The sequence below is a fragment of the Candidatus Saccharimonas aalborgensis genome (assembly GCF_000392435.1).
Classification (GTDB): Bacteria; Patescibacteriota; Saccharimonadia; order Saccharimonadales; family Saccharimonadaceae; genus Saccharimonas; species Saccharimonas aalborgensis.
Genome location: NC_021219.1, coordinates 771,379 through 791,541 on the forward strand (window position 1 = coordinate 771,379; position 20,163 = coordinate 791,541).

The following is a 20,163-nucleotide window of genomic DNA, read 5'->3' on the forward strand; positions in this document are numbered from 1 at the left end:
GATTCTTAAGCAAAAGCATCTTGACTTTTAGTCAATTTTTTGCTATAGTGGATTTACTAACGCACTGAAAGAAAAACAAAAATGAGCCACCACGAACATATAGCCACTACACCACAGGATTATCAACCACAAGATGCTGAAGTTCCGGTTGCTGACCGTGGATTTGAGCCATACCCAGAGGGTTGGGCTTGTCCAAATATGTGGGTTCCGCGAAATGTGTATAGCCCAGATGGTGTGCTGCAGCGTGATGCTGCAGACAAGCCGGTTACGGAGCCGGAATTAGGCTGGTTTCCTAGCGGTACCTCTGTAATTAAGGGAGTGGAGTATACCCGAGTTGGAAAAAATATCTGGAATCCTAAGACCGGTCAATTTGATTCACTTTATAAAGATGTTCCTACCGCAGAGCTCCGCCACCTACAAGAAGTTATGGCCGAGAAGGAACGTGAGCAACGAGATAGGGAAATGGGCCAGGGAGCAGCAGCGCTCGCGCAGGAAACTCCAGCTCAAGTGCTCTATCGGGCATCATGGGAAAAGCCAGTTACCGTTCCTGAGTCAGACTCATCAGAGTGGGCGCTTACACCAGAGCAAGCAGATAAGCTTCGTGCTGGTCTTGCTGCGCAACAGCCACAGGGTATTATCGATTCCGTTCCTGATTGGGTAATGGCTCAGCCGGAAAAGCCAGTGAAACCTACCCCCGAAACACCAGAACAGCGAACGGAGCGTATCCAAAGAGAGTTGGACAAGTTGGTTGCTGGGCTGAGCGAGGCAGATAGGCGAAACCTTGAGAGATATGCAATGTATTTACACGATAAAAAAGAAGCACAGAAGAGGGGTGACGGTGGCGGTTCGACAACCTATGGTCAAAACGCTGGTCAAGCCTACCGGGCTATGAGTCCAGAAGCACGAGCACTATCAAGTAACTATCAGGCATTGTGGGATAGACTGTAGCTATAATGGCAATATAAATTCCAAATTCTAGCTAACAACTACTTGGGTACGAGTGTGGGTGCGGCCAGTAAATGAGCCTTTTTTGACTTTTTTGAATCCGACAACACCGTCTTGTGCTGCGTGAATGGTGAAGTTTCGGCTCGTGTAAGTACCAGGTCCGGCAATTTTTGTACTGCCTGTCTGGCGTACGAGTACTTGACCAGCGGTAACAACCTGACCGCCAAACCGTTTAACACCGAGGCGAGCACCGGCATTGTTGTGGACGTTCTTTGATGAGCCGCCTGCTTTGACGTGTGACATATGACTCCTTAAAAACCAATATAACTAATCCGCTTTATTGTACGCCAACTGAGGTAAATAGTCAACCCTTTTTGAGTACTAGTAGTTGTCTAGCAACAACTTGGTCTTCACGATAGTATATGAGCTCTTCCTTGCGAACATGCTCGAGTGTCTGCTGAGAAAAACCGAGTGATGTGAGACGGCCTGTTAGGGGTAAATGGGTAAAGTGGCCGAGGCTGTCTCGCCATGCTGGGATGGCGAGACAAACAGGAGTCCCGGCAGGGATTTGAGGTGCGAGGTTCTTCAGAAATGTACTAATGATGTGATCACAATTATCGCGTACCTGAACGAGCTTGGAGGGCGAGGGTGGGGCCGAAAAGGGCTGTCCAAGGTATGTCTCGGCAATAACTGCCGAAATCGTACCCTCCCAGATATGAGTCATGGCGTCTCCTTGGTCAAGGGTGATATCTGAGACGGTATGGTGGGTCTCGCTAAGCCATTCGAGGTTTTTCTGGGAAAACTCAATCATTTTTGGCGACAGGTCTGTGCCATAAACATCGAACCCTACGAGAGCAGCTTCTTGTAGTAATACCCCGGTGCCGCAAAATGGATCGAGCAGGCGTCCGGGGGGAGTAACGCCAGATAAGTTGACCATCATACGGGCGAGTTTTGGCGGTAACATGCCGACGAACGCATCGCGTTTTGGGCGGCCTTGATCACGGCGGGCGAGAGCGGTGATGTTTTGGGAACCAACCGACTCGGCGATCAGTACCTTGCCATTTGCAGACCGCACGATGAGGATTTCGATGTGGTTATCACTCAGCCCTAACTTGTTGTGGTGAGATGTTGCCGTACTGAGGGCAGGGTCGTTGTTTGGAATCAAACGCAGACTCACACCGTGCTTCTTTAGTTTTGCCTTGAGGACGATACCTGCCTTTTGAACATCTCGAGGCGAAACGTGAAAGCCGTAGGCACTGATTCCGAGCGTGATTTTGCCCTTATGATTCTGCCAGGCATCCACATACGCGTTGACAAGCACCGTGCTGGTTTGTCGCCAGTCGCCACGGAGTTCGGCAACGACCCGGCCGGCTTTTTGGCTGCCAGCTAATCTTTCAAAATCGAACCCAGGGTGATCGATACAGGCTGAGTTGTCCGAAAACCACTGGACGCCTGATGCTCCATAGAGTTGTTCGAGTTCTGCCATACCAAGTGCGGGTTGACGTCCGAGTATTGCGACATGCATGCGTATAGTATACTAGATGGAGCATGAAACGACCTTCTTTTCGGTTTTGGTTGAGCTTGACAACCCTCCTGCTGGTAGCAGTACTTCTGTACCTCTCTAGACATCAACTTGACCATGCATGGCACTTGGTGCGAGAGGCAAATCTGTGGCTTCTGGTGCTTATCATTCCGCTCATTGTCGCAGGAAATATCGTTGCGGGAGAAATGACGCTGTCGTATTTGCGCCAAAAACGATTGATCCAGCATATCAGTGCTTGGGAGTTGATGCGTGTTTCGATGGAGTTTAATTTTGTTAATCATGTCCTCCCAAGTGGCGGGATGAGCGGTGTCTCGTATCTCAATTGGCGTTTGAGCAAGCTCGGCGTGGCCGGTACGCAATCAACCGTCGCTCAAGCAGTCAGATTTGTGACTGGTTTTGCAGCGATAACAACACTACTGGTGGTGTCGGTATTGGCTGTCACGATTGACTCGGGTATCAACCGATGGATAATCTTGATGAGTTCGGCAATGGTATTTCTGATGTTTATTGCAACGCTGGGAGTTATTTATCTGGTAAGCAGTCCGGTGCGTATGCAGCGCTTTGCCGGATGGCTTGCGACTGCCTGCAATAAACTAGTACGGTGGGCAACGAGGGGTCGCAAGAAGGCTGTTATTGATAGCCAGCGTCTCATGGTGATGTTTAATGATATGCATCGCGATTATGTTTCGATGATGCGAGACAAAAAGATTCTTCTGAGGCCGTACCTGTGGGGTATGTTATTTTATGCACTTGATGTTGCTCAGTTTTATATTGCATTTTTGGCCCTTGGTGTATATGTCAATCCGGCAGCGATTTTGATCGGCTATGGTATCGCTCAGCTAGCCGCGTTTGTTGTGGTCACACCAGGAGGAGCGGGAGCATATGAGGCTCTCATGGTGTTGGTGCTTGCAACGACAGGACTCTCAGAGGGGCGTGCTATCGCCGGCATTATACTAGCACGAGTTATCATCCTCCTTATGGTGATCGGTCTTGGATACATTTTTTATCAACGGGCGCTTATCACGTATGACAAACGAGACTCAGAATCTATCGGCGATAATTAGCGTCAGTGATTTTACGGCGCTCCTCAACCAGACGCTTGAGTACGCGTATTCCTCTGTTGAGATTGAGGGCGAGGTAGCAAGTTTTAAGGTCAACCAAAATAAATATGTATTTTTTGACCTAAAGGATGAACAAGCAACCGTGAGCTGCTTTATGAGTGTCTGGCAGCTGCGAATCCCGATCGAAGACGGGATGAAAGTGGTTATCAAAGCCGTTCCAAAGCTCACTGCGTGGGGGAAGTTTAGCCTCACGGTTCAGTCGGTACGACCAAGCGGCGCAGGAAGTCTCAAAAAAAGTTTTGAGCTCTTGAGGGAGAAACTGGCAAAGGAAGGATTATTTGCGCCGGAGCGCAAGCGCCTACTGCCACGATTTCCGCAGCGGGTTGCTGTCATCAGTAGCACCGAAGCCGCGGGCTACAAAGATTTCATAAAAATTCTCGATAACCGCTGGGGAGGGGTTGCCGTCGAAGTCGCGCATGTACAAGTTCAGGGCGAGCGAGCTGCTGACCAGATTATCCGTGCCATTAAGTATTTCAATGAGAAAGAAACCTTAGCTGATGTTTTGGTAGTTGTGCGTGGGGGCGGAAGTGCTGACGACCTTAGCACCTTTAATGATGAACTGCTTGTAAGAGAAATGGCGGCGAGCAGGATACCGACACTGGTTGGCATAGGACATGACGTTGACGAGACGTTGATTGACTTTGTGGCGGACGTAAGAGCTGCCACCCCCAGCAACGCAGCAGAGCTTCTGGTCCTGGACCGTCGAGAAGTCATTGCATCAACCAATCACAGCCTAATGAGGATTGCATCACGTACCGAAGAGGCGATTGGACAACAGCAGACGAATATCGAGAGACAACTATCTGAAGCAGTGAAGGTGCTTGAAAGCAGATGCCAGCGTATAGAAGTAACGGTAGCGAGTATCTCGCAGCTGATCGAAGCATACAGCCCAAGAGAGGTGTTGGAGCGTGGTTACGCAGTTGTCAGAGGCAGGGTAGAGGTAGGAAGCATGATCAGCGTCGAGAGGGAAAAAGATATAATTATCGCGGAGGTCAAAGATGTCAAAAGAACATAAAACTATCAACGAGCAGATGGCACAACTACAAGAATTGGTTGGTTGGTTTGAGGGAGACGACTTCGAAATTGAACAAGCGCTCGACAAATATGCGGAAGCGGAAAAACTGGCGCGTGATATCCAGGTACAGCTGACAGAATACAAAAATCAAATTACGGTACTAAAAAAACGCTTTGATCAAACGGACCTATGATGTGGCTCTGGATTTTGAGCGGCTTTGTCATTTTTTTTGGATTCATGGCGTTCACCGGTGCACCCTACCTGCCTTCAAAACGGAAGGAGTTGGAGCGTACATTCCGCGAACTCTGTCCCCTCGACGACGATACCCTTGTTGATATTGGCTCGGGAGACGGTATCGTTCTTCGGGAGGCAATTCGTCAGGGGGCTCGTCATGCCTATGGTGTCGAGATCAACCCCTTCATCGCCTGGGTTTCGCGGTTAGTATCGCGTCGGTACGGAAACAGAATCAAAGTGCGATGCGCGAATCTCTGGACGATCACGTTTCCTGCGGAGACAACGGTTGTATATACCTTTGCAACGCATAGAGACATCAAAAAGATGTACAAAAAAGTTGCACAGGAAGCCTCGCGACTCGGGCGAACTATCAGGTTTGTATCCTATGCATTTGAGGTACCGGGTGTTCCTAAAAAAATGACACTTGGGGCACACCATCTCTATGAGGTAAAGCCCTTTACAGATAAAAAAGCGTAAGTATAATAAGAACTATGGTACGGTCAAAAAAAGAATCTGGAATGATCCACGGATACGTCTTTGTTATTATTGCATTAGCACTATTAACGGTGTTTTTTGGGGGGTTTTCGGTCTGGGCGTATCTCAACTATACTGACGTGAAGGATGATGTCGATGGGAAAATAACGGTCGCCAAGGCGGAAGCGTCTAAGCAGCAAGCCGAGGCTGATGAAGTTAAGTTTTTGGATCGAGAAAAGCAGCCGATGCGTCAGTTTGTCGGCCCGGACGACTACGGACACCTGACGTTTGATTATCCAAAGACGTGGAGTGCTTACCAAGCTACCGATGTAAGTGGCGGTGGGGGCGCGACATATCAGGCGTATCTTAACCCTATATTGGTGCCGCCAATCAGTGTACAGAATCAGAAAGTTGCACTGAGAGTGACGATCGAGCAGACATCGTACGAAAAATCCCTCGGAAACTATGATGCCGCAATCAAAAAAGGTGACCTTAAATCGATTGCGTGGTCAAATGATAACGGCATGAGTGGTACGCGCGTTGACGGTAACTTCAACAAGGACGTCAGGGGTGCTGCTATTATTGTCAAAATGCGTGACCGTACACTTACTATTAGAACGGATGCCGATATATTTAAAGCCGATTTTGATGCACTTATCAAAACGGTGAAGTTCAATCAGTAAATTGTGCTAAACCGGCCCCCCATGGACTGCTCTTTCGTGCTACACTAGAGACAGTATGGAGGGGAGTGAGAGACAATTCAAGGATGAGGGTGGCGTTTCAGTAATTGATACGCCCTTTTTTGTTGCTGCGGCACATGAACTCAAGTCTCCACTGGCCCTCATCCGCCAGCTTTCTCTTGCATTGGAGGCCGGGGATTGTTCGCTTGATGAAGCATCAACAATGATCCGCCGGATTTCGCTGACGAGTGAGCGGGCACTGAGATTGACGACAGATTTAACACGCAGTTCGCGTCTCAAGGATAGCTTGTTTTCGCTTGAGCCTGTCAACCCAATGTCACTATGCGAAGAGGTTGTGGACGAACTTCAGCCGCTGTACGCGGCCAAGGGCCGTCGGTTGGTAGTCGCCGAGAGACATCGCCCTCTACTAGCCGTGGCAAATAAAGATCTACTGAGGAGAATACTAATAAACTTTGCTGACAACGCGCTTCACTATAGTGTCGGGAGTGAGCCAGTAGTAGTGAAAGCTTCGGCCCATAGCGGTGGCACAAAAATTCGATTAGCGGTGCGTGACCATGGTCCCGCGTTGCCATCGCAACTGTGGCGGCGGCTCGATACTTCTCTCGGAGTTAGTTCTCAGCCGCTGCATAACCGTCCGCAAAGTAGCGGTCTAGGACTTACGATTGCACGGCGCTTTGCTGAAACGATGATGGGAAGTGTAGGCGCAACTCGCCATCAAGACGGCGCGACATTTTATGTTGATCTGACCGCGTCGACGCAACTGAGGTTGTTGTAATGAGCCACCCACTTGTAGTGGTCATAGACGACGACGAGTGGATGAGTGCTCATGTGGCTCGAGTATTGAAGAAGCATGGCTACGAAGTGGAAGCGGTGCCTCATGCCATCGAAGGGATGCAGCTGATTGATCGCACGCATCCGGCGGCCATCATTCTTGATTTATTTATGCCTGGCCCAAATGCGTTTGTACTACTTCATGAGTTGCGCTCACACAGTGATCTCTCACAAATACCTATCATATTGTGTACCAATAGTGCCCGCGAATTGGGTGACTATGATCTCGGATCGTATGGCGTCCATATCGTACTCGACAAGACAACAATGCAACCCGACGACTTGGTTGCGGCAGTTCGGAGAGTGACATCATGAGTGTCGAGCGGACGCGGGCAATTATCCTGAGGAGAACGAATTATGGTGAAGCAGATCGCGTACTCAGAATGATCACACCGCTCGGCCAACGGTCTGTGATTGCTAAAGGTGTGAGAAGAGAAAAAAGCAAATTGGCCGGAGGAATCGAGCTATTTGCGATTAGTGACGTCGTTATTACGGGGGGGAGGGGCGAGTTGGGGATACTGACTTCTGCGCGGTTGGTGCAGTTTTATCAGCACATATTGAACGACTACGATCGCCTCCAGTTTGGGTACGAATCAATAAATCTGGTAGCAAAAGCAAGTGAAATGATTGACGAGCCAGAGTGGTATGGTGTCCTCAGTGAGGTGTATATGGGGCTTGATGTGTCGACGATTCCGCTGCAGCTCATCCAAACGTGGTTTTATGTTCACTATGCAGAGTTGACGGGATATGAGTTGAATCTCGAGAATGATGTTACTGGCCAGCCGCTTGATGAGAAAAAAACGTACATGTATGATTCGTCTGAGCGTGGGTTGAGACCGGCGGAGCAGGGAGATATTTCGGCAGATCATATCAAGTTACTGCGCATCATTGCAACCAAGCCAATTCAAACCATTACCCAGATAGGTGGGGTGATGAGCATTTTACCTGATTGTTGGCTGATCGCCCGTCAACATGCCTCGGTGTAAAATTATGCTATACTACGACTAAGGTTAATTCTAAGCATGTTGCCAACATGCAGGAAGTGTGTGCACTATGAGCGACGTAAAACTTGATGATATCGTGAGCCTCGCAAAACGGAGAGGCTTTGTTTACCCGGGTAGTGAGATCTACGGCGGTGAAGCTGGTTTGTATGATTTTGGACCGTACGGTGTGGAGCTGCTCAATAACATTAAGAAGTCTTGGTGGCGCCGCAATGTACAGCTCAAAGAAAATTATGTCGGGATTGATTCGGCGATGTTCAAAAATCCGCGTGTTTGGGAAGCTTCGGGACATGTTGCGGGATTTGCCGACCCGCTTGCTGAGTGTCGTGAGTGTCATGCGCGTATTCGCGTTGACAAGGAGCTGGCAGCGATCGGCGTACAGGCCGACGAAAAAATGAGTAATGAAGATTTGAATAAATTGTTTGACGATAACCGCGACAAGATCAAGTGTCCTGTGTGTGGCAAGCAGAACTTTACCGAGTCTAAGCCATTCAATATGTTGGTTCAATCAAATCTCGGTGACTTTACTAGTGAAAACAAACGACCTGTCTATCTACCTGGTGAGGCATGTCAGGGGATTTATCTCAATTTCAAAAACGTTGTCGATACAACGCGAATGAAGATACCATTTGGTATCGCTCAGATTGGCAAAGCCTTTCGCAATGAGATTAGTCCGCGCAATTTCCTATTTCGTACTCGCGAGCTTGAGCAAGCTGATACGCAGTTTTTTGTGAAACCACACGAGAACAAAGAAGCCTATGAGCGAATCAAGCAAGATCGCTGGGACTGGTATGTGAGTGACCTCGGTATCAATCCTGAGAAATTGCGCTGGCATCAGCATGAAAACCTGGTGTTTTATGCGTCGGATGCCTGGGATATCGAGTACAGCTACCCGAGTCTTGGCTTCGACGAGGTGGAGGGCATTCATGATCGGACTGACTATGACCTGTCGCAGCACATGAAATATAGCGGTGTCGACCTCAATTACATCGACCCAATGACACAAGAGAAGTACATTCCGTGGGTACTCGAGACCTCTATGGGAATGGGACGCATCTTTATGGCCGTGATGAGTGATGCCTATACGGTGGAAACGATGGAAAATGGTGACACGCGAACTGTATTGAAACTAAAGCCAGAGCTTGCGCCCGTGCAGTATGCGGTGTTTCCGCTGCTCAAGAATAGGCCTGAGCTTGTCGCAAAAGCCCGTGAGGTCTATGAAGAGTTGAGCAAAAAATTTGTCTGTGAATGGGACGACAATGGCAACATCGGCAAACGCTATCGTCGCCAAGACGAAATCGGTACGCCCTACTGTGTGGTGATCGATTTCCAGACGTTAGAGGATGGGACGGTAACGGTGCGGGATAGAGATACGACGGAACAGAAGAGGGTGAAGCCCGAGGAGACCGCCCGGTAATGATAAGTAATTACGCTTACATCGATGGGCAGAACCTCAAGATGGGAACCATTGACACTAACCCATCGTGGCAGATTGACCTGAGACGATTTCGTGTGTATTTGAGGGAAAAATACAATGTCGAAAAAGCGTTTTACTACATGGGATATGTGATAGATGGCGCAAAATACGAAAAATTGTATGAAAACATCCAAGAAGCCGGTTTTATATTGGTGTTTCGTGAGCACAATAGTTCGATGCTCGGCAAAAAGAAGGGAAACGTCGATACTGATATTGTCCTAAATGTTATGAAACGTACATATCTAAAAGAGCCGTTCGATAAAATTGTGCTTGTTTCGGGTGACGGTGACTACAAAGCACTTGTAGACTTCTTGATCGAGCAAAACAAATTCGAAAAAATTCTTTTCCCGAACAAAAAATTTGCCTCGTCCCTGTACAAGCAGCTTGAACCAAAGTATTTTGACTATCTAAATTACCCGTCCGTGCAACATAAAATTGAATATCAAAAAAGAAGGTCCTCCTTAGGTAATTAGCCTTTCGGATCGCCTTCGTCTTGATGGATATATTGTACCAAAGTTTAATAATTTTTACAAGAGGTAACAAAGATGTTTCGGTTTGACACAACCTCGCTCTCAATTAATGCAAAACCCGAAAAAGTCTGGGAGTATGTGGCGAATATCAATAACTGGCCGCAGTTTAGTGATTTTGCAAGTAATATCGAGAAGATAAAAGATGGCGAGTGGGTATTTCACACATCACAGGGTGATGTACGAGTAATCGAGAAGTTTGATCGTGAACATCTACTACTCGATACTATATGCATTGTACCGAGCGGTGATGAACAATTTATCCCGTATCGCGTGGTGCCAAATGGCGAGGGCTGCGAACTAATCATGACAAATCAGCAAACTGCCGGCGTCAGCGATACAGAATACGCCGAGCAATTGACGTGGATGCGCGAGGAACTTGAAAACATTAAGAAAATTATGGAGGTGAGATGAGATTATCGATCAATTCACTTCGTGAACAAGTTACAAAGATACTAGAAAAGAATTTGTCCCACGAACAGGCTGAAATTGTGGCAAAGTATTTTGTGTGGGCGGAGATGTCGGGAAACAAAACACAGGGAATCGTGAAACTTATGGGGGCGTCCTCGATACAAAATATTAGACCCCAGGGTGAGATCGAGATAGTAAAAGATACAAAATTGTCGCGAATTATTGATGCAAAAGACAATCCCGCGCCATTGAATGCTCAGATAGCTACCGACCTTGCCATACAAAAAGCCAGCGAGCACGGTTTTGCAATCGTCGGGGTAAAAAATACTTTTTCGAGCAATGGTGCGCAGGCATACTATGTCGAACAAATTGCCAAGCATGATCTCATCGGCATCATGTGTAGTCGTTCTCCCGCGTCTCAGGCTGCCTTTGGTGGGATCGATCCGGTATTTGGTACTGATCCGATCGGTTTTGGTTTTCCGAGCCTAGGGGAACCACTTGTTTTTGATGCGGCTACGTCTACTATGACGTACTACGGGCTGGTGCTTGCGAAGGCACGCGGTGAAACAATTCCGGAACACATGGCAATTGACAAAGACGGCAAGTCTACAACTGATCCAGCCGCAGCGATGGATGGCGCATTGCTATCATTTGATAGGAGCTATAAAGGTTCTGGGTTCGCAATGGTGGTCGAGGCGCTTGCGGGACCACTCCTTGGTGGTGCGTGGGTTGATAATATGACATTTAAGGAGGAGTGGGGGACTATAGTGATGGCGATTGACCCTGATCTGATGGTCGGTCGAGAGCAGTTCAAAGAAAACACTTCCGATATGATTGCAAAGATAAAATCATCCCGTACCATAGGTGATTCCTCTATTCGTTTGCCAGGAGAGAGTGCCCAGCAGCAATATGAGGCAGCAAAAAACAGTGGTGAGGTTGAGATTGATGATGCGGTAGCGAATGAAATAGGCATATTTGGAGATAAAAGTTAGTTTATGGCATACGATCTAACTCTCGAAGTACGCATCAACGATGAGATCGCCGGGTGGGATGTCGAAGTGACAAAACGTAAGATGTTCGGGGGCCTTGGGTATTTTGTGAATGGTAACATGGCGTTTGGGGTGAAGGGTGATGAGTTGATTGTCAAGCCAGCACCAGAGGAGGCCGAGACATTACTACACGAGCCTGGCATAAAACCATTTGAATTTGGCGGACGAGTCATGAAGACGTGGTGTCTCGCGGAGCCTGAGGTTCTCGACGAAGACAATTTGCCGCGGTTACTCAAGATGTGTCGGGAGTATGTACTGACATTGCCTCATAAACATCGTTAGTATCATAGATCTATGCGGTAGGGTGTGAGAAGTGATATGGAAAGAAAACGCAAGGAGGTATTATCCGCTGCCCAAAGAAGGCTCAGTGGAGCGAGTTGGGCATGATTTCTCAAACTACGTCGCGTTTTGGAACGGTATACAGGTCGTAGAATAAATTATCGTGAGGTGAGCGACGCTATCCACTGCTCGTGGGCGAGGTTGCCGACGATACGATTGCTGAGAGCGGTGATCGTAGGCGTGGTTGTTGCAGCATGATCTTGGTTGATTCGTCGTTCTAACAGGGGAATAGTATGCAACGATTCGACGACTTGTTTGATGCGAGCTTCGGCTTCACCGACAGAATGGCCGCTGCCGATGAGTTGCCCTGCACGGACATTTCGGCTAGTGCTCGCATGGGATGTTGCCATGAGGTCACCAATACCTGCGATGCCAGCAAACGAACGCGGGCTCGCTCCCATGGTAAGCGCGTAGTCGTATATCTCGGTAAAAAGTTGACCAGCAAATGCGCCGGCTTGATTGAGACTTCCTGTCGCGGCCAGGCAGGCATGAAATCCGAGGGTTACAGCGTTTTTTGTGATACCTGCCCATTCGATACCGGTCGGGTCATTGCTGCCAGTAGCACTCGTGTATTCACCATCCATCAGTAAAACGAGCTTGTCCGCGAGCGTATGGCTACTGGACGCAACAACGAAATGGGCACCGTGTTTTGGCATTTCATCGGCAAGTGACGGGCCTGAGATGACGGCGCTACGAATACTACCAAAGCGGCGAGAAAGAAGTTCGTGAGGTGTCTCACCATCGGGTGCCGTGAGACCTTTACTGAGTGATACGTATCCTAGTGTCTCTTCGCTGTGATAGCTGGCGAGACGGCCGACTACCTCTGCGATATCTGCGCTAGGGAGGGCTAAGAATACATATTCCCCGAGTGGGGCATCGCCAAGTCTCTGCGCCATGAGATAAGGAGATGATCGCGCGAGCATTTGACGGATACGTTCGAGACGTGTCTCCGAACGAGTTACGAGCGCGGTACGAATTTCGCTACGGCTGATACTGTCAGCAATGGCGTGGCCAAACGTACCGGCACCGATAACGGTGACCTCGGCTCGCTGGCGATTTGTTCTAGGTCGTACCATGCGGATTACTATACGAAACGGGGATGCTAGCGGTCAATGGGTAGTGTGTTGCGAGTAATTTGTGTCATGGCCGTTGAAAGGGTAGTATAGGAAAGATAAGAGGAGGAACATACTATGAAATACGAAGGAACTAAACTACCGAACTTTGAACCTCGCGACCAGGTAACTGAACTTGAGACTACCGATACAGAGGTCGGTACGGGCGAGGAAGTGAGGCCCGGTGCCACGATCACCGCTCACTATACGGGAGCACTTGTCAAAAATGGTATTATTTTTCAGAGCTCACATGATTTTGGCAAAGCGATCACCTTTGGACTCGATCAGGTAATCGCCGGTTGGACTGAGGGGGTGCCAGGTATGAAAGTTGGGGGAACGAGACGGCTCGTCATACCAGCAGTGAAAGCCTATGGGGAGCGAAGTCCCGCAAAAAATATTCCGGCAAATAGCGACCTAGTATTTGATATCGAGCTCATAGCAATTCCAAGAAACGGTCAATAATTATCGAAGGATGTGGCCATACAGCGCCTCAATCGCTTCGATAGGGCGAGGTGAGGTGCTGCGAATGAGTGCTTCAAGTTCTTGAAGCGATAGAGCGTTGTTGTACAAGCGACGATACACGATGGGCCGGCCCTCGCGCTCAGCACGCTGGATACCATGTTCCATACCTGAGCTAATACCAAGGTCAGTATAAACAGCGGTGTAGTCGGCTTTCCCGCCAATGACTAGCCCCGCTTCTATGCCAATCTCGCGCTCCAAGGCACTGGTGTCATCTGTCACTAGCGTATTGATGATATGACTGGCATAGGGTGCTTCACCTCTCTCAAACATGCTGTGACGCATCGCGTTCATAAGATAGACGACGCGCACTGCGATACCGTCCCTGGTCGATGCCATGAACGGGCTCTCTATTTGAACTTGTGGTCGCATCTGTCGTTCGGTCATCATGACATCTCAAAAAAGTTTTTATAAATAGAACCCAGTACCATCATTACGGTGGGTGGGTGTGGTTTGTTGGTCGCGAAGGGCAGTGGAAGTTTTTGGATCAAACTGCACTCCCATCGACTCTTGTAGTGCCTCGAGAAAAGCGCGACACTCTGCTGCATGTTTTTCTGTAAGCTCAGGGTCACTCGAGATGTTTACCATCAACATGACGCGACCACCAAAGTGGCGCATTATTTTTGACATAAACTCTGAGGTCGAGCGTCGCAGTGCTTCAGGTCCTGTCTCTTGACACTGTAAGACTGCACGCTCAGGAGTAATTTCACCGCTGAACTTGATAATTTCCTCGAGAGTAGGGATCACAAAGCTAGATTGATGGAGGGAGGTCGCATAGTCGGGATCGGAAATAGTTGTTACGCCAAACACAACATCGAGTTCTTGACTGGCAACGAGAAGTCCGCTCGGTCTTTCACGGAGTAACGAGTGTCTTGTGGAGACTTGTCCTGGGAGAGTCAGTGATTCGTGTAAATAAGGCATTTTTGTTGATATCCTCCGGCTCATTAGTAGGTGAAGTGTATAATAAAATAAACTATCGAGTTTCGTCAAGGAGCGTATAATACAAGGTACATGGATACAGAGATAGAAGTTAAGTTCTTGAGAACAGATCATGCTGTCGTACGTCGCGCACTCACTGCTGTGGGCGCCGTTTGCGAGCAGCCAATGCGTTTGATGCGACGGGCGGTGTTTGCTACGACGCCGGAAATGCATAGTGAATCGGGCTATATCCGCGTTCGCGATGAGGGCGAGCGAGTAACGCTCACTTACAAGCAGTTCGATAAAGAGTTGACGCTTCATGGTGCACAAGAAATCGAAACAACAGTTGCTGATTATGATAAAACAGTAGCTATTCTCAAAGCGGCCGGCATCCGCTGTTTTTCGACACAAGAGTCAAAGCGCGAAACCTGGAAATATAGAGGGACAGAAGTGGTACTCGATGAGTGGCCATGGCTCGAACCATATATCGAGATAGAGGGTGAGAGCGAGTTGGCACTCCGTGAGGTGGCAAGCGAGCTCGGGTTTGACTGGGAAAAGGATGCGGTATTTGGCGATGTCATGGCAGCGTATCGGGCGCAGTACCCCCATCTTTCAATGAATGATACGGTCGGGTCCCTGCCGATGGTGCGGTTTGGGGATGCGCTTCCAGAAATGTTTGAACAGAGAAAAGGATTAACAGAATGAAGCCACGATTGATCGTCAAAAAGACACACACTTCTCACATCAATCGTTTGAGAGTGATGTTGCCAACAAAAGACAGCGATCCAGGTGAGGTGATTGTACTAGCGGAGCAAAAGCGCTTCGTCCGAGTAGAGACGACCCTGTGTTATAGCAATGAGCAGCGTGAAAAGGTGGCATTTGTCATCAGATTTCTGGCGTCCGATAGCGGTCAGCACTCCTATGTTGTCGAGGAAACAAATGGGCGGGTGCTGGGCACGCTTGTCAAGTTGCCATCCATGCCGCTTCGTCCCCAGTCATGGCGAGTGCTTGATCAGAATGGTGCGGAATGCGCTGTCACGATCGAAAGTAGTTCGTTAGTTGGTGGTATGCGGAGACAGCTTGCCGATCGGCCAATCATCGGGCGAGCAAGTCTTGCCCTCAGTAAGCTTGCTAACTATCGCATTATTATTCTCGAACCAGTGAGTAGGAAGCAAACAGGTGTGTACGAACGCTTTGGTCCCCGTAAGTCGCTCTTTCGTCTCTCGATGAAGGATACTTCTTGGCAAGCAGTTGACTGGCGTGTCTATGCGGCGCTCTCAATTGCGCTCACTGCCCCGCAGACCTACTAGCTTCGTTATAGAGAAAGGTGACCAAACCAATGCGAGAAATTGAGATAAAAGTGCTGCTGAAAGATAAGGATCTAGCTATTGCTGCACTAAAAAAAGCAGATATTGCTCTTGGTGAACCAAAAAAGCAACACGATGTCGTGTACTGTTTGCCCGGGGACAGAGAGAGGGCGGGAGAGTCAGGGGTCAACTGGCTCAGAATACGTACACAGAATGATAGCGAGGTGTTTTTTACGCTGAAGCAATCTGTTTCGGGAAGTCTCGATAGTATTGAACACGAGACAACCATCGCGAGCGCCTCAGAGATGGATGCGAGTTTGCGGTTGATGGGATACGAAATCTTTAGTGATCTCACCAAATATCGTCAGACAGCGCATGTTGGTAAGATCGAACTTTGTCTTGATGAAGTACCACCTCTTGGTTCGTTCATTGAGCTTGAGAAGTTAGTTGATGGGCCAAGTGATGTAGTGGCGGTCGAACGAGAGTTGTTCGCTGTACTTGATTCACTTGGCATCGAGTATGACGAGCGCATCACTATTGGGTACGATGAGTTGATGAATGACTATTTGGAGGCGGGGAAGTAGTCGTGGGAAAGCTGTTGCAATTTCCTGTTTCCCCTGAGATGCGCCAGCGGTTAGCGCCACAAACTCTCGCCGAATTCGCTGGTAATGATAACGTGGAGAGAACTCTCCAGGTAATGTTGGGTGGCAAGGCATTTTGGCTATCAACAAAAAGTGCATATGGTTTCGCAGAACCCGGAGATGTCGCCGCTGAGTGGGTGACAAGCGTGCTGCCGGGGAAGTTCATACCCGTTCGCTTTGCGGGGATGCGTGTTTTATCAGAAGCAACGCGACAAAACTGGTATACGGGTGAGGCTGAATCAGTCACCGTTCCTCGCGAAGCCGTTGCTGTATTCGCCACCAATCAAACAGAGCCACCACCATATGAGATCGATGCGAGAATGATTGAAACCGGTGCAATCTCGCGCTACCCCGAGCTTGGTATCGATACGTCGTGGGACGGTATTCGGCTGTATGACATCGATGATCCACCACAGATTCCACCCGAAGTTACCCATTCCATACAGGGAAGAGCCAAGCTTCGACTCATTAGAGGTGGACTTGGCTCTGAAGAGGAGCAGTAGTATCGTTTTTTGTCAAAGATAGTATAATAAACGCATAAGATAATATGCGAGGTACACAGACTATGGCACAGACAAAAGTAAGGCGCGTCAGCACTGCTAAGAGTACAAGTGCGTCCGTAAGCGCATCGGTGACAAGCGCGCCAATAGTATCAACCGGCCCGGCATGGGCTGTTTGGATTTTGTCACGCTTTCCAGGTGTTCGTTATCATTATCAGCCCTGGGGAAAGACCAAGCGAAGTGTGATTGCTGTACTACTCTACTTGGTGGCCTTGCCGATCATTCCTGTCGTAATCGCTATCGTGTGGTACTCTAAAGACCCAGAAGGATTTAAGAAAAGCCCGCTCATGCCAGTGCTCGTAGCGGTGATCGCCGCATGGGTAGGAGGGTTTGGCTGGGTAGCAAATCAAACACCAATCACTGACGGTACGCCGATGGCAAGCGTCAAAGCCTCGGCAGATGGTGAGTCGAGTACGGTGAACGCTGATCCTGCGGCAACTGCCGATCAGGTCTCAAAAGACAAGATAGCAAACCAAACTACCAGCAATCCAACCAACGGGCGTAAGTTTGAAAACTGTACTGCTGCATTTGAAGCAGGAGTATTCAATATTGCACGAAACAATGCCTCATATGAGCGTCGTCTCGATCGAGATAACGACGGCATTGCGTGTGAAAAATAGGTGAGCGTTTACCATGGGGTGGTTTAGCTCATTACTATTTGGAGATGCCGGAAGGGCCGCACCACCTTCTAATTCAGTATTACCAAAAAAAGTCGATCAGTGGGGCCAAACGTCTATCCATTCTTCCCAGTATGAAATTACTGAAGAACAGGCGAGCGTTGTCGAGCCGAGAATCGACTCGGTGGAAGCTACTAGGACGACACCCTCGTATCAGCAAAAGATCGTTCCAGAGCTCGAGGTGACTCGGCTGGAGCCGCATTTGGATAGCGCGGAGACACATCTCGAACTATGGGCGCATTTGCGCAATCACTCAGAGGCTGAAATAGAAGTAAGACAAGTTGAGTTGCTTAAGCAGCGAATTGATGAGCGACGATTTCTCAAGCCAGAAGAAGAGCATGAGGTGAAGGTATATGCGGGCGGTATTCCAAAGAACGACGCCGAACATTATGCGCTTATTCGCTATCGCGTGGTAGAAACCGATGATTATTTCGAGGCAAAATATCTCATTAAGTACCATATCGAGTCTGACGACCATTTTGTACCGGAAGCACTCGAATTGATTCGACCAGTTCGGGATATATAACAGTTGAAAAGGGTTGTCTGAAAATCTAATAGAGGTACAATAGGGAACATGAGAATGTTCCACACTGATGGTAGTGCAAGTCCAAACCCCGGTCCGGGCGGCTTTGCCGTGATTGAGCACAGCAAGCCAGTTGTGCTCGGCAGCGAGTCAGGGGACACGACCAATATCCGCATGGAAGGCCATGCACTCATCGCTGCTATGGAGCTTGCGGGCGGCGAAGCATGCCAGATATATAGCGATAGTGAATTTTGGATAAACGTGATGACAAAATGGGCGCCATCGTGGGAAGCAAGAGGCTGGACAAAAAAGGGAGGCGACATAAAAAACCTTGATCTTGTAAAGCGAGCATACGAGTTGTTTTGCACGGGAAATGTCTCGCTCATCTGGGTTCGTGGACACAATGATGATGAACAAAATGAACTTGCCGATGAATGGGCGAACCGCGCAAGAGAGGGAGAACGACTATCATGACACGGCAGTTTGAGCGCTATCGACAGCCCGACGAATCGCCAAGTCCAGAGGTTTTTGCCGCATATGTTGCAGACAAACATGAATTACTGCAGGCGATCGGCAAACCAATAAAGAGAGCTCCGGGCAACACTATGACAGAGTTCTTTTTGCCGCCCGGTATCGATGAATGGTCTCAGCCTGACGCAAATGGGCGAGTGAGATTGGAACGCAGTCGACACTACTCAGCTGCACACAAAAAGATAGGAAATGGCGCCTATACACTCCTTGTGCTCGAGTGTGATAGCGTCAGTAACCCTGATCGTACCGTCGAGTCAACAAGGCATATGTATTGGTTTATGTGGACAGATAGCAATGGGGTATTTGAATCCCAGGCAATGAAATACCGAACACTTTCGGGCCCAACCAGTGAAGTAGCAATGCTAGACGGGCGACCGAGTGTTATCACGCTCACGCCAAGTGAGCCATTGTCGCGAACTGCCGAGCATGTTCTCGTCACTCCAGAGTTATTTGAGGGGCTTCATCAGCGAACAGCTGCATTTAGTGCTGACTTAGTGAAACGGCTGGCAAGCAAGTAGCAAGCATGCTATAATCATAGGCACATTAACAACATAAACTATATCAAGAGCGTGACGAGGGACTGGCCCGATGACTCACCGGCAACCTCGAAATGCGAGGTGCCTCATCCAGGCCCACTGCGGCGAAGATATAGGCGAGAAATCTCCTCACTACTTCCCGTCAAGTGGCAGTAACGATAAGGAGGTTTTTTTATGTCAATTCATACAGCAATCGAGCGGCTCGACTATCGAACAGCAGAGAGTGTCAGTCCAGGACATCCCGACAAACTATGTGATCAGATAAGTGATGCTATTTTGGATGCGTACTTGACGGTTGACCCAAATGCTCGCGTCGCCGTGGAGGCGTGCGGAGGCCATGGAACGGTGTTTTTGACTGGCGAAGTAACGGCTGGCCAGTATGTTGACGTTGTTCCTATCGTAAAACGTTTGGCGGGCGAGGATGTCGAGATAATAGAGCACATCGTCAAGCAAAGCCCCGAGATTGCTCGTGGTGTAGACGCTGGTGGCGCGGGTGATCAGGGTATTATGGTAGGCTATGCGTGCAATGAAACACCTGAGTTATTGCCGCTGGAAACGGTTTTGGCACGTCAACTTAACCAACACCTATTTGATCAATGGCCATTTGACGGCAAAACGCAGGTGACGCTCAGAAACGGTGTCATCGAATCAGTTGTAGCGAGTTTTCAAAACGTCGACCAAGCCAGTCTCAAGCAGGCGGTCGAATCCTGGTTAAAAGAAATTGCCGGAATCGCCGTTAGTCCTGAGGTGCAGCTTCATATCAACCCGGCAGGGGATTGGTCTCAGGGTGGCTTTGACGCCGACGCTGGTCTTACAGGTCGGAAGTTGGTGGTAGACAACTATGGGCCAGGTGTACCAATAGGTGGAGGATGTTTTAGTGGTAAAGATGCCTCGAAGGTTGATCGCAGTGCTGCCTATATGGCTCGTCGTGTTGCTGTTGACTACCTGAGGAAGAATAATGCAAAAGAAGTATATTGCTATCTCGCCTACGCTATTGGGTATGACCAACCCTTGGAGGCGACCGTGATTGTTGATGGTGTACAGCAAATTGTCGAGGGGTATGACCTGAGTCCTCGAGGTATTATAGAAGCACTTGATTTAAAAAAACCTCAATACGAACAGACCGCTCGCTATGGACATTTTGGTCATGGGTTTGCATGGGATAAATAGT

General features: G+C 48.9%; 29 protein-coding genes and 1 riboswitch. Of the genes, 24 read left to right on the top strand and 5 right to left on the bottom strand.

The features are described 5' to 3' along the window. Positions 1-81: 81 nt before the first annotated feature. Complete coding sequence (locus tag L336_RS03970) at positions 82-948, top strand: hypothetical protein (protein ID WP_015641926.1); 867 nt, start codon at positions 82-84, stop codon at positions 946-948. 27 nt (positions 949-975) lie between these two features. Here the strand turns inward: L336_RS03970 and L336_RS03975 are convergent, their stop codons facing one another. Both L336_RS03975 and L336_RS03980 read right to left on the bottom strand, forming a co-directional pair. Next, positions 976-1,248: a 50S ribosomal protein L27 gene (locus L336_RS03975; RefSeq protein ID WP_015641927.1), complete on the bottom strand. Its 273-nt coding sequence runs from the start codon at positions 1,246-1,248 to the stop codon at positions 976-978. A 61-nt stretch (positions 1,249-1,309) separates the two neighbouring features. After that, the gene (locus tag L336_RS03980; RefSeq protein ID WP_015641928.1) at positions 1,310-2,470 is read right to left on the bottom strand and encodes a methyltransferase domain-containing protein; all 1,161 of its coding nucleotides are present in this window, start codon (positions 2,468-2,470) and stop codon (positions 1,310-1,312) included. A 23-nt stretch (positions 2,471-2,493) separates the two neighbouring features. Between L336_RS03980 and L336_RS03985 the strand changes: the two genes are divergently transcribed. The 13 genes from L336_RS03985 (at position 2,494) to L336_RS04045 (ending at position 11,611) form a co-directional block, all read left to right on the top strand. Continuing rightward, positions 2,494-3,552 carry a lysylphosphatidylglycerol synthase transmembrane domain-containing protein gene (locus L336_RS03985; protein WP_015641929.1) on the top strand — a complete coding sequence of 353 codons (1,059 nt, stop codon included), beginning with the start codon at positions 2,494-2,496 and terminating at the stop codon, positions 3,550-3,552. Next, positions 3,515-4,624 carry an exodeoxyribonuclease VII large subunit gene (gene xseA, locus L336_RS03990; protein ID WP_015641930.1) on the top strand — a complete coding sequence of 370 codons (1,110 nt, stop codon included), beginning with the start codon at positions 3,515-3,517 and terminating at the stop codon, positions 4,622-4,624. Before L336_RS03985 ends, xseA begins: the two co-directional genes overlap by 38 nt. After that, positions 4,608-4,817 (top strand): exodeoxyribonuclease VII small subunit, encoded by a 210-nt coding sequence (gene xseB, locus L336_RS03995; RefSeq protein WP_015641931.1) that lies wholly within the window; start codon positions 4,608-4,610, stop codon positions 4,815-4,817. Before xseA ends, xseB begins: the two co-directional genes overlap by 17 nt. Continuing rightward, positions 4,814-5,335 carry an SAM-dependent methyltransferase gene (locus tag L336_RS04000; protein WP_015641932.1) on the top strand — a complete coding sequence of 174 codons (522 nt, stop codon included), beginning with the start codon at positions 4,814-4,816 and terminating at the stop codon, positions 5,333-5,335. Before xseB ends, L336_RS04000 begins: the two co-directional genes overlap by 4 nt. A gap of 14 nt (positions 5,336-5,349) precedes the next feature. After that, positions 5,350-6,015, top strand: a complete 666-nt coding sequence (locus L336_RS04005) for a hypothetical protein (protein WP_015641933.1) — start codon at positions 5,350-5,352, stop codon at positions 6,013-6,015. Between the two features lie 55 nt (positions 6,016-6,070). Beyond that, positions 6,071-6,808: a sensor histidine kinase gene (locus L336_RS04010; protein WP_015641934.1), complete on the top strand. Its 738-nt coding sequence runs from the start codon at positions 6,071-6,073 to the stop codon at positions 6,806-6,808. Beyond that, positions 6,808-7,179, top strand: a complete 372-nt coding sequence (locus L336_RS04015) for a response regulator (protein WP_015641935.1) — start codon at positions 6,808-6,810, stop codon at positions 7,177-7,179. Before L336_RS04010 ends, L336_RS04015 begins: the two co-directional genes overlap by 1 nt. Next, complete coding sequence (gene recO, locus L336_RS04020) at positions 7,176-7,850, top strand: DNA repair protein RecO (protein WP_015641936.1); 675 nt, start codon at positions 7,176-7,178, stop codon at positions 7,848-7,850. The genes L336_RS04015 and recO overlap by 4 nt, the downstream gene beginning before the upstream one ends. 67 nt (positions 7,851-7,917) lie before the next feature. Next, a complete protein-coding gene (locus L336_RS04025) occupies positions 7,918-9,282 on the top strand; it encodes a glycine--tRNA ligase (protein WP_015641937.1) in 1,365 nt (454 codons plus the stop codon). Next, positions 9,282-9,815 carry an NYN domain-containing protein gene (locus tag L336_RS04030; protein ID WP_015641938.1) on the top strand — a complete coding sequence of 178 codons (534 nt, stop codon included), beginning with the start codon at positions 9,282-9,284 and terminating at the stop codon, positions 9,813-9,815. Before L336_RS04025 ends, L336_RS04030 begins: the two co-directional genes overlap by 1 nt. Before the next feature lie 72 nt (positions 9,816-9,887). Beyond that, on the top strand, positions 9,888-10,283 hold the full coding sequence (locus L336_RS04035) for an SRPBCC family protein (RefSeq protein ID WP_015641939.1): 396 nt from the start codon (positions 9,888-9,890) through the stop codon (positions 10,281-10,283). Continuing rightward, positions 10,280-11,272, top strand: a complete 993-nt coding sequence (locus L336_RS04040) for an Ldh family oxidoreductase (protein WP_015641940.1) — start codon at positions 10,280-10,282, stop codon at positions 11,270-11,272. Before L336_RS04035 ends, L336_RS04040 begins: the two co-directional genes overlap by 4 nt. Before the next feature lie 3 nt (positions 11,273-11,275). Then, positions 11,276-11,611 carry a TfoX/Sxy family protein gene (locus L336_RS04045; RefSeq protein WP_015641941.1) on the top strand — a complete coding sequence of 112 codons (336 nt, stop codon included), beginning with the start codon at positions 11,276-11,278 and terminating at the stop codon, positions 11,609-11,611. 155 nt (positions 11,612-11,766) lie between these two features. Here the strand turns inward: L336_RS04045 and L336_RS04050 are convergent, their stop codons facing one another. After that, entirely contained in the window at positions 11,767-12,744 is a 978-nt protein-coding gene (locus tag L336_RS04050; protein WP_015641942.1) for an NAD(P)H-dependent glycerol-3-phosphate dehydrogenase, read from the bottom strand. A 114-nt stretch (positions 12,745-12,858) separates the two neighbouring features. On the opposite strand from L336_RS04050, the gene L336_RS04055 reads away from it, so the two are divergent. Continuing rightward, entirely contained in the window at positions 12,859-13,242 is a 384-nt protein-coding gene (locus L336_RS04055) for an FKBP-type peptidyl-prolyl cis-trans isomerase (RefSeq protein ID WP_015641943.1), read from the top strand. On the opposite strand, the gene L336_RS05700 is transcribed toward L336_RS04055, so the two are convergent. Together L336_RS05700 and L336_RS04065 are read right to left on the bottom strand one after the other, a co-directional pair. Continuing rightward, positions 13,243-13,689, bottom strand: a complete 447-nt coding sequence (locus L336_RS05700; RefSeq protein ID WP_015641944.1) for a DUF7768 domain-containing protein — start codon at positions 13,687-13,689, stop codon at positions 13,243-13,245. It lies immediately after the preceding gene. 18 nt (positions 13,690-13,707) lie between these two features. Then, positions 13,708-14,220 (bottom strand): hypothetical protein, encoded by a 513-nt coding sequence (locus L336_RS04065; RefSeq protein ID WP_015641945.1) that lies wholly within the window; start codon positions 14,218-14,220, stop codon positions 13,708-13,710. Positions 14,221-14,310: 90 nt separating this feature from the next. On the opposite strand from L336_RS04065, the gene L336_RS05705 reads away from it, so the two are divergent. The 9 genes from L336_RS05705 (at position 14,311) to L336_RS04110 (ending at position 20,162) form a co-directional block, all read left to right on the top strand. Further along, a complete protein-coding gene (locus L336_RS05705) occupies positions 14,311-14,922 on the top strand; it encodes a class IV adenylate cyclase (RefSeq protein ID WP_015641946.1) in 612 nt (203 codons plus the stop codon). Further along, positions 14,919-15,527, top strand: a complete 609-nt coding sequence (locus tag L336_RS04075; RefSeq protein ID WP_015641947.1) for a hypothetical protein — start codon at positions 14,919-14,921, stop codon at positions 15,525-15,527. Before L336_RS05705 ends, L336_RS04075 begins: the two co-directional genes overlap by 4 nt. Positions 15,528-15,556: 29 nt before the next feature. Beyond that, positions 15,557-16,108: a class IV adenylate cyclase gene (cyaB, locus tag L336_RS04080; RefSeq protein ID WP_015641948.1), complete on the top strand. Its 552-nt coding sequence runs from the start codon at positions 15,557-15,559 to the stop codon at positions 16,106-16,108. A gap of 2 nt (positions 16,109-16,110) precedes the next feature. After that, positions 16,111-16,668 carry a hypothetical protein gene (locus L336_RS04085; protein WP_015641949.1) on the top strand — a complete coding sequence of 186 codons (558 nt, stop codon included), beginning with the start codon at positions 16,111-16,113 and terminating at the stop codon, positions 16,666-16,668. Between the two features lie 62 nt (positions 16,669-16,730). After that, a complete protein-coding gene (locus L336_RS04090) occupies positions 16,731-17,345 on the top strand; it encodes an excalibur calcium-binding domain-containing protein (RefSeq protein ID WP_041191342.1) in 615 nt (204 codons plus the stop codon). Between the two features lie 13 nt (positions 17,346-17,358). Beyond that, positions 17,359-17,928 (top strand): hypothetical protein, encoded by a 570-nt coding sequence (locus L336_RS04095; protein ID WP_015641951.1) that lies wholly within the window; start codon positions 17,359-17,361, stop codon positions 17,926-17,928. A gap of 48 nt (positions 17,929-17,976) precedes the next feature. Further along, a complete protein-coding gene (locus L336_RS04100) occupies positions 17,977-18,399 on the top strand; it encodes a ribonuclease H family protein (RefSeq protein WP_015641952.1) in 423 nt (140 codons plus the stop codon). Beyond that, complete coding sequence (locus tag L336_RS04105; RefSeq protein WP_015641953.1) at positions 18,396-18,974, top strand: hypothetical protein; 579 nt, start codon at positions 18,396-18,398, stop codon at positions 18,972-18,974. The genes L336_RS04100 and L336_RS04105 overlap by 4 nt, the downstream gene beginning before the upstream one ends. A 37-nt stretch (positions 18,975-19,011) precedes the next feature. Beyond that, positions 19,012-19,109: riboswitch (SAM riboswitch) on the top strand. 57 nt (positions 19,110-19,166) lie between these two features. After that, entirely contained in the window at positions 19,167-20,162 is a 996-nt protein-coding gene (locus tag L336_RS04110; RefSeq protein WP_015641954.1) for a methionine adenosyltransferase domain-containing protein, read from the top strand. Position 20,163 lies beyond the last annotated feature (1 nt).

Bases quoted from the DNA above. Each gene is read 5' to 3' on its own strand.
- L336_RS05700 (WP_015641944.1), bottom strand. From the start codon at position 13,689: ATGATGACCGAACGACAGATGCGACCACAAGTTCAAATAGAGAGCCCG.
- L336_RS03985 (WP_015641929.1), top strand. From the start codon at position 2,494: ATGAAACGACCTTCTTTTCGGTTTTGGTTGAGCTTGACAACCCTCCTG.
- L336_RS04040 (WP_015641940.1), top strand. From the start codon at position 10,280: ATGAGATTATCGATCAATTCACTTCGTGAACAAGTTACAAAGATACTA.
- L336_RS04050 (WP_015641942.1), bottom strand. From the start codon at position 12,744: ATGGTACGACCTAGAACAAATCGCCAGCGAGCCGAGGTCACCGTTATC.
- L336_RS04005 (WP_015641933.1), top strand. From the start codon at position 5,350: ATGGTACGGTCAAAAAAAGAATCTGGAATGATCCACGGATACGTCTTT.
- cyaB (WP_015641948.1), top strand. From the start codon at position 15,557: ATGCGAGAAATTGAGATAAAAGTGCTGCTGAAAGATAAGGATCTAGCT.
- L336_RS04095 (WP_015641951.1), top strand. From the start codon at position 17,359: ATGGGGTGGTTTAGCTCATTACTATTTGGAGATGCCGGAAGGGCCGCA.
- L336_RS04030 (WP_015641938.1), top strand. From the start codon at position 9,282: ATGATAAGTAATTACGCTTACATCGATGGGCAGAACCTCAAGATGGGA.
- L336_RS04035 (WP_015641939.1), top strand. From the start codon at position 9,888: ATGTTTCGGTTTGACACAACCTCGCTCTCAATTAATGCAAAACCCGAA.
- L336_RS04025 (WP_015641937.1), top strand. From the start codon at position 7,918: ATGAGCGACGTAAAACTTGATGATATCGTGAGCCTCGCAAAACGGAGA.
- L336_RS04045 (WP_015641941.1), top strand. From the start codon at position 11,276: ATGGCATACGATCTAACTCTCGAAGTACGCATCAACGATGAGATCGCC.
- xseA (WP_015641930.1), top strand. From the start codon at position 3,515: ATGACAAACGAGACTCAGAATCTATCGGCGATAATTAGCGTCAGTGAT.
- L336_RS03980 (WP_015641928.1), bottom strand. From the start codon at position 2,470: ATGCATGTCGCAATACTCGGACGTCAACCCGCACTTGGTATGGCAGAA.
- recO (WP_015641936.1), top strand. From the start codon at position 7,176: ATGAGTGTCGAGCGGACGCGGGCAATTATCCTGAGGAGAACGAATTAT.
- L336_RS04010 (WP_015641934.1), top strand. From the start codon at position 6,071: ATGGAGGGGAGTGAGAGACAATTCAAGGATGAGGGTGGCGTTTCAGTA.
- L336_RS04065 (WP_015641945.1), bottom strand. From the start codon at position 14,220: ATGCCTTATTTACACGAATCACTGACTCTCCCAGGACAAGTCTCCACA.
- L336_RS04100 (WP_015641952.1), top strand. From the start codon at position 17,977: ATGAGAATGTTCCACACTGATGGTAGTGCAAGTCCAAACCCCGGTCCG.
- L336_RS04015 (WP_015641935.1), top strand. From the start codon at position 6,808: ATGAGCCACCCACTTGTAGTGGTCATAGACGACGACGAGTGGATGAGT.
- L336_RS03975 (WP_015641927.1), bottom strand. From the start codon at position 1,248: ATGTCACACGTCAAAGCAGGCGGCTCATCAAAGAACGTCCACAACAAT.
- xseB (WP_015641931.1), top strand. From the start codon at position 4,608: ATGTCAAAAGAACATAAAACTATCAACGAGCAGATGGCACAACTACAA.
- L336_RS04000 (WP_015641932.1), top strand. From the start codon at position 4,814: ATGATGTGGCTCTGGATTTTGAGCGGCTTTGTCATTTTTTTTGGATTC.
- L336_RS03970 (WP_015641926.1), top strand. From the start codon at position 82: ATGAGCCACCACGAACATATAGCCACTACACCACAGGATTATCAACCA.
- L336_RS04055 (WP_015641943.1), top strand. From the start codon at position 12,859: ATGAAATACGAAGGAACTAAACTACCGAACTTTGAACCTCGCGACCAG.
- L336_RS05705 (WP_015641946.1), top strand. From the start codon at position 14,311: ATGGATACAGAGATAGAAGTTAAGTTCTTGAGAACAGATCATGCTGTC.
- L336_RS04110 (WP_015641954.1), top strand. From the start codon at position 19,167: ATGTCAATTCATACAGCAATCGAGCGGCTCGACTATCGAACAGCAGAG.
- L336_RS04075 (WP_015641947.1), top strand. From the start codon at position 14,919: ATGAAGCCACGATTGATCGTCAAAAAGACACACACTTCTCACATCAAT.
- L336_RS04090 (WP_041191342.1), top strand. From the start codon at position 16,731: ATGGCACAGACAAAAGTAAGGCGCGTCAGCACTGCTAAGAGTACAAGT.
- L336_RS04105 (WP_015641953.1), top strand. From the start codon at position 18,396: ATGACACGGCAGTTTGAGCGCTATCGACAGCCCGACGAATCGCCAAGT.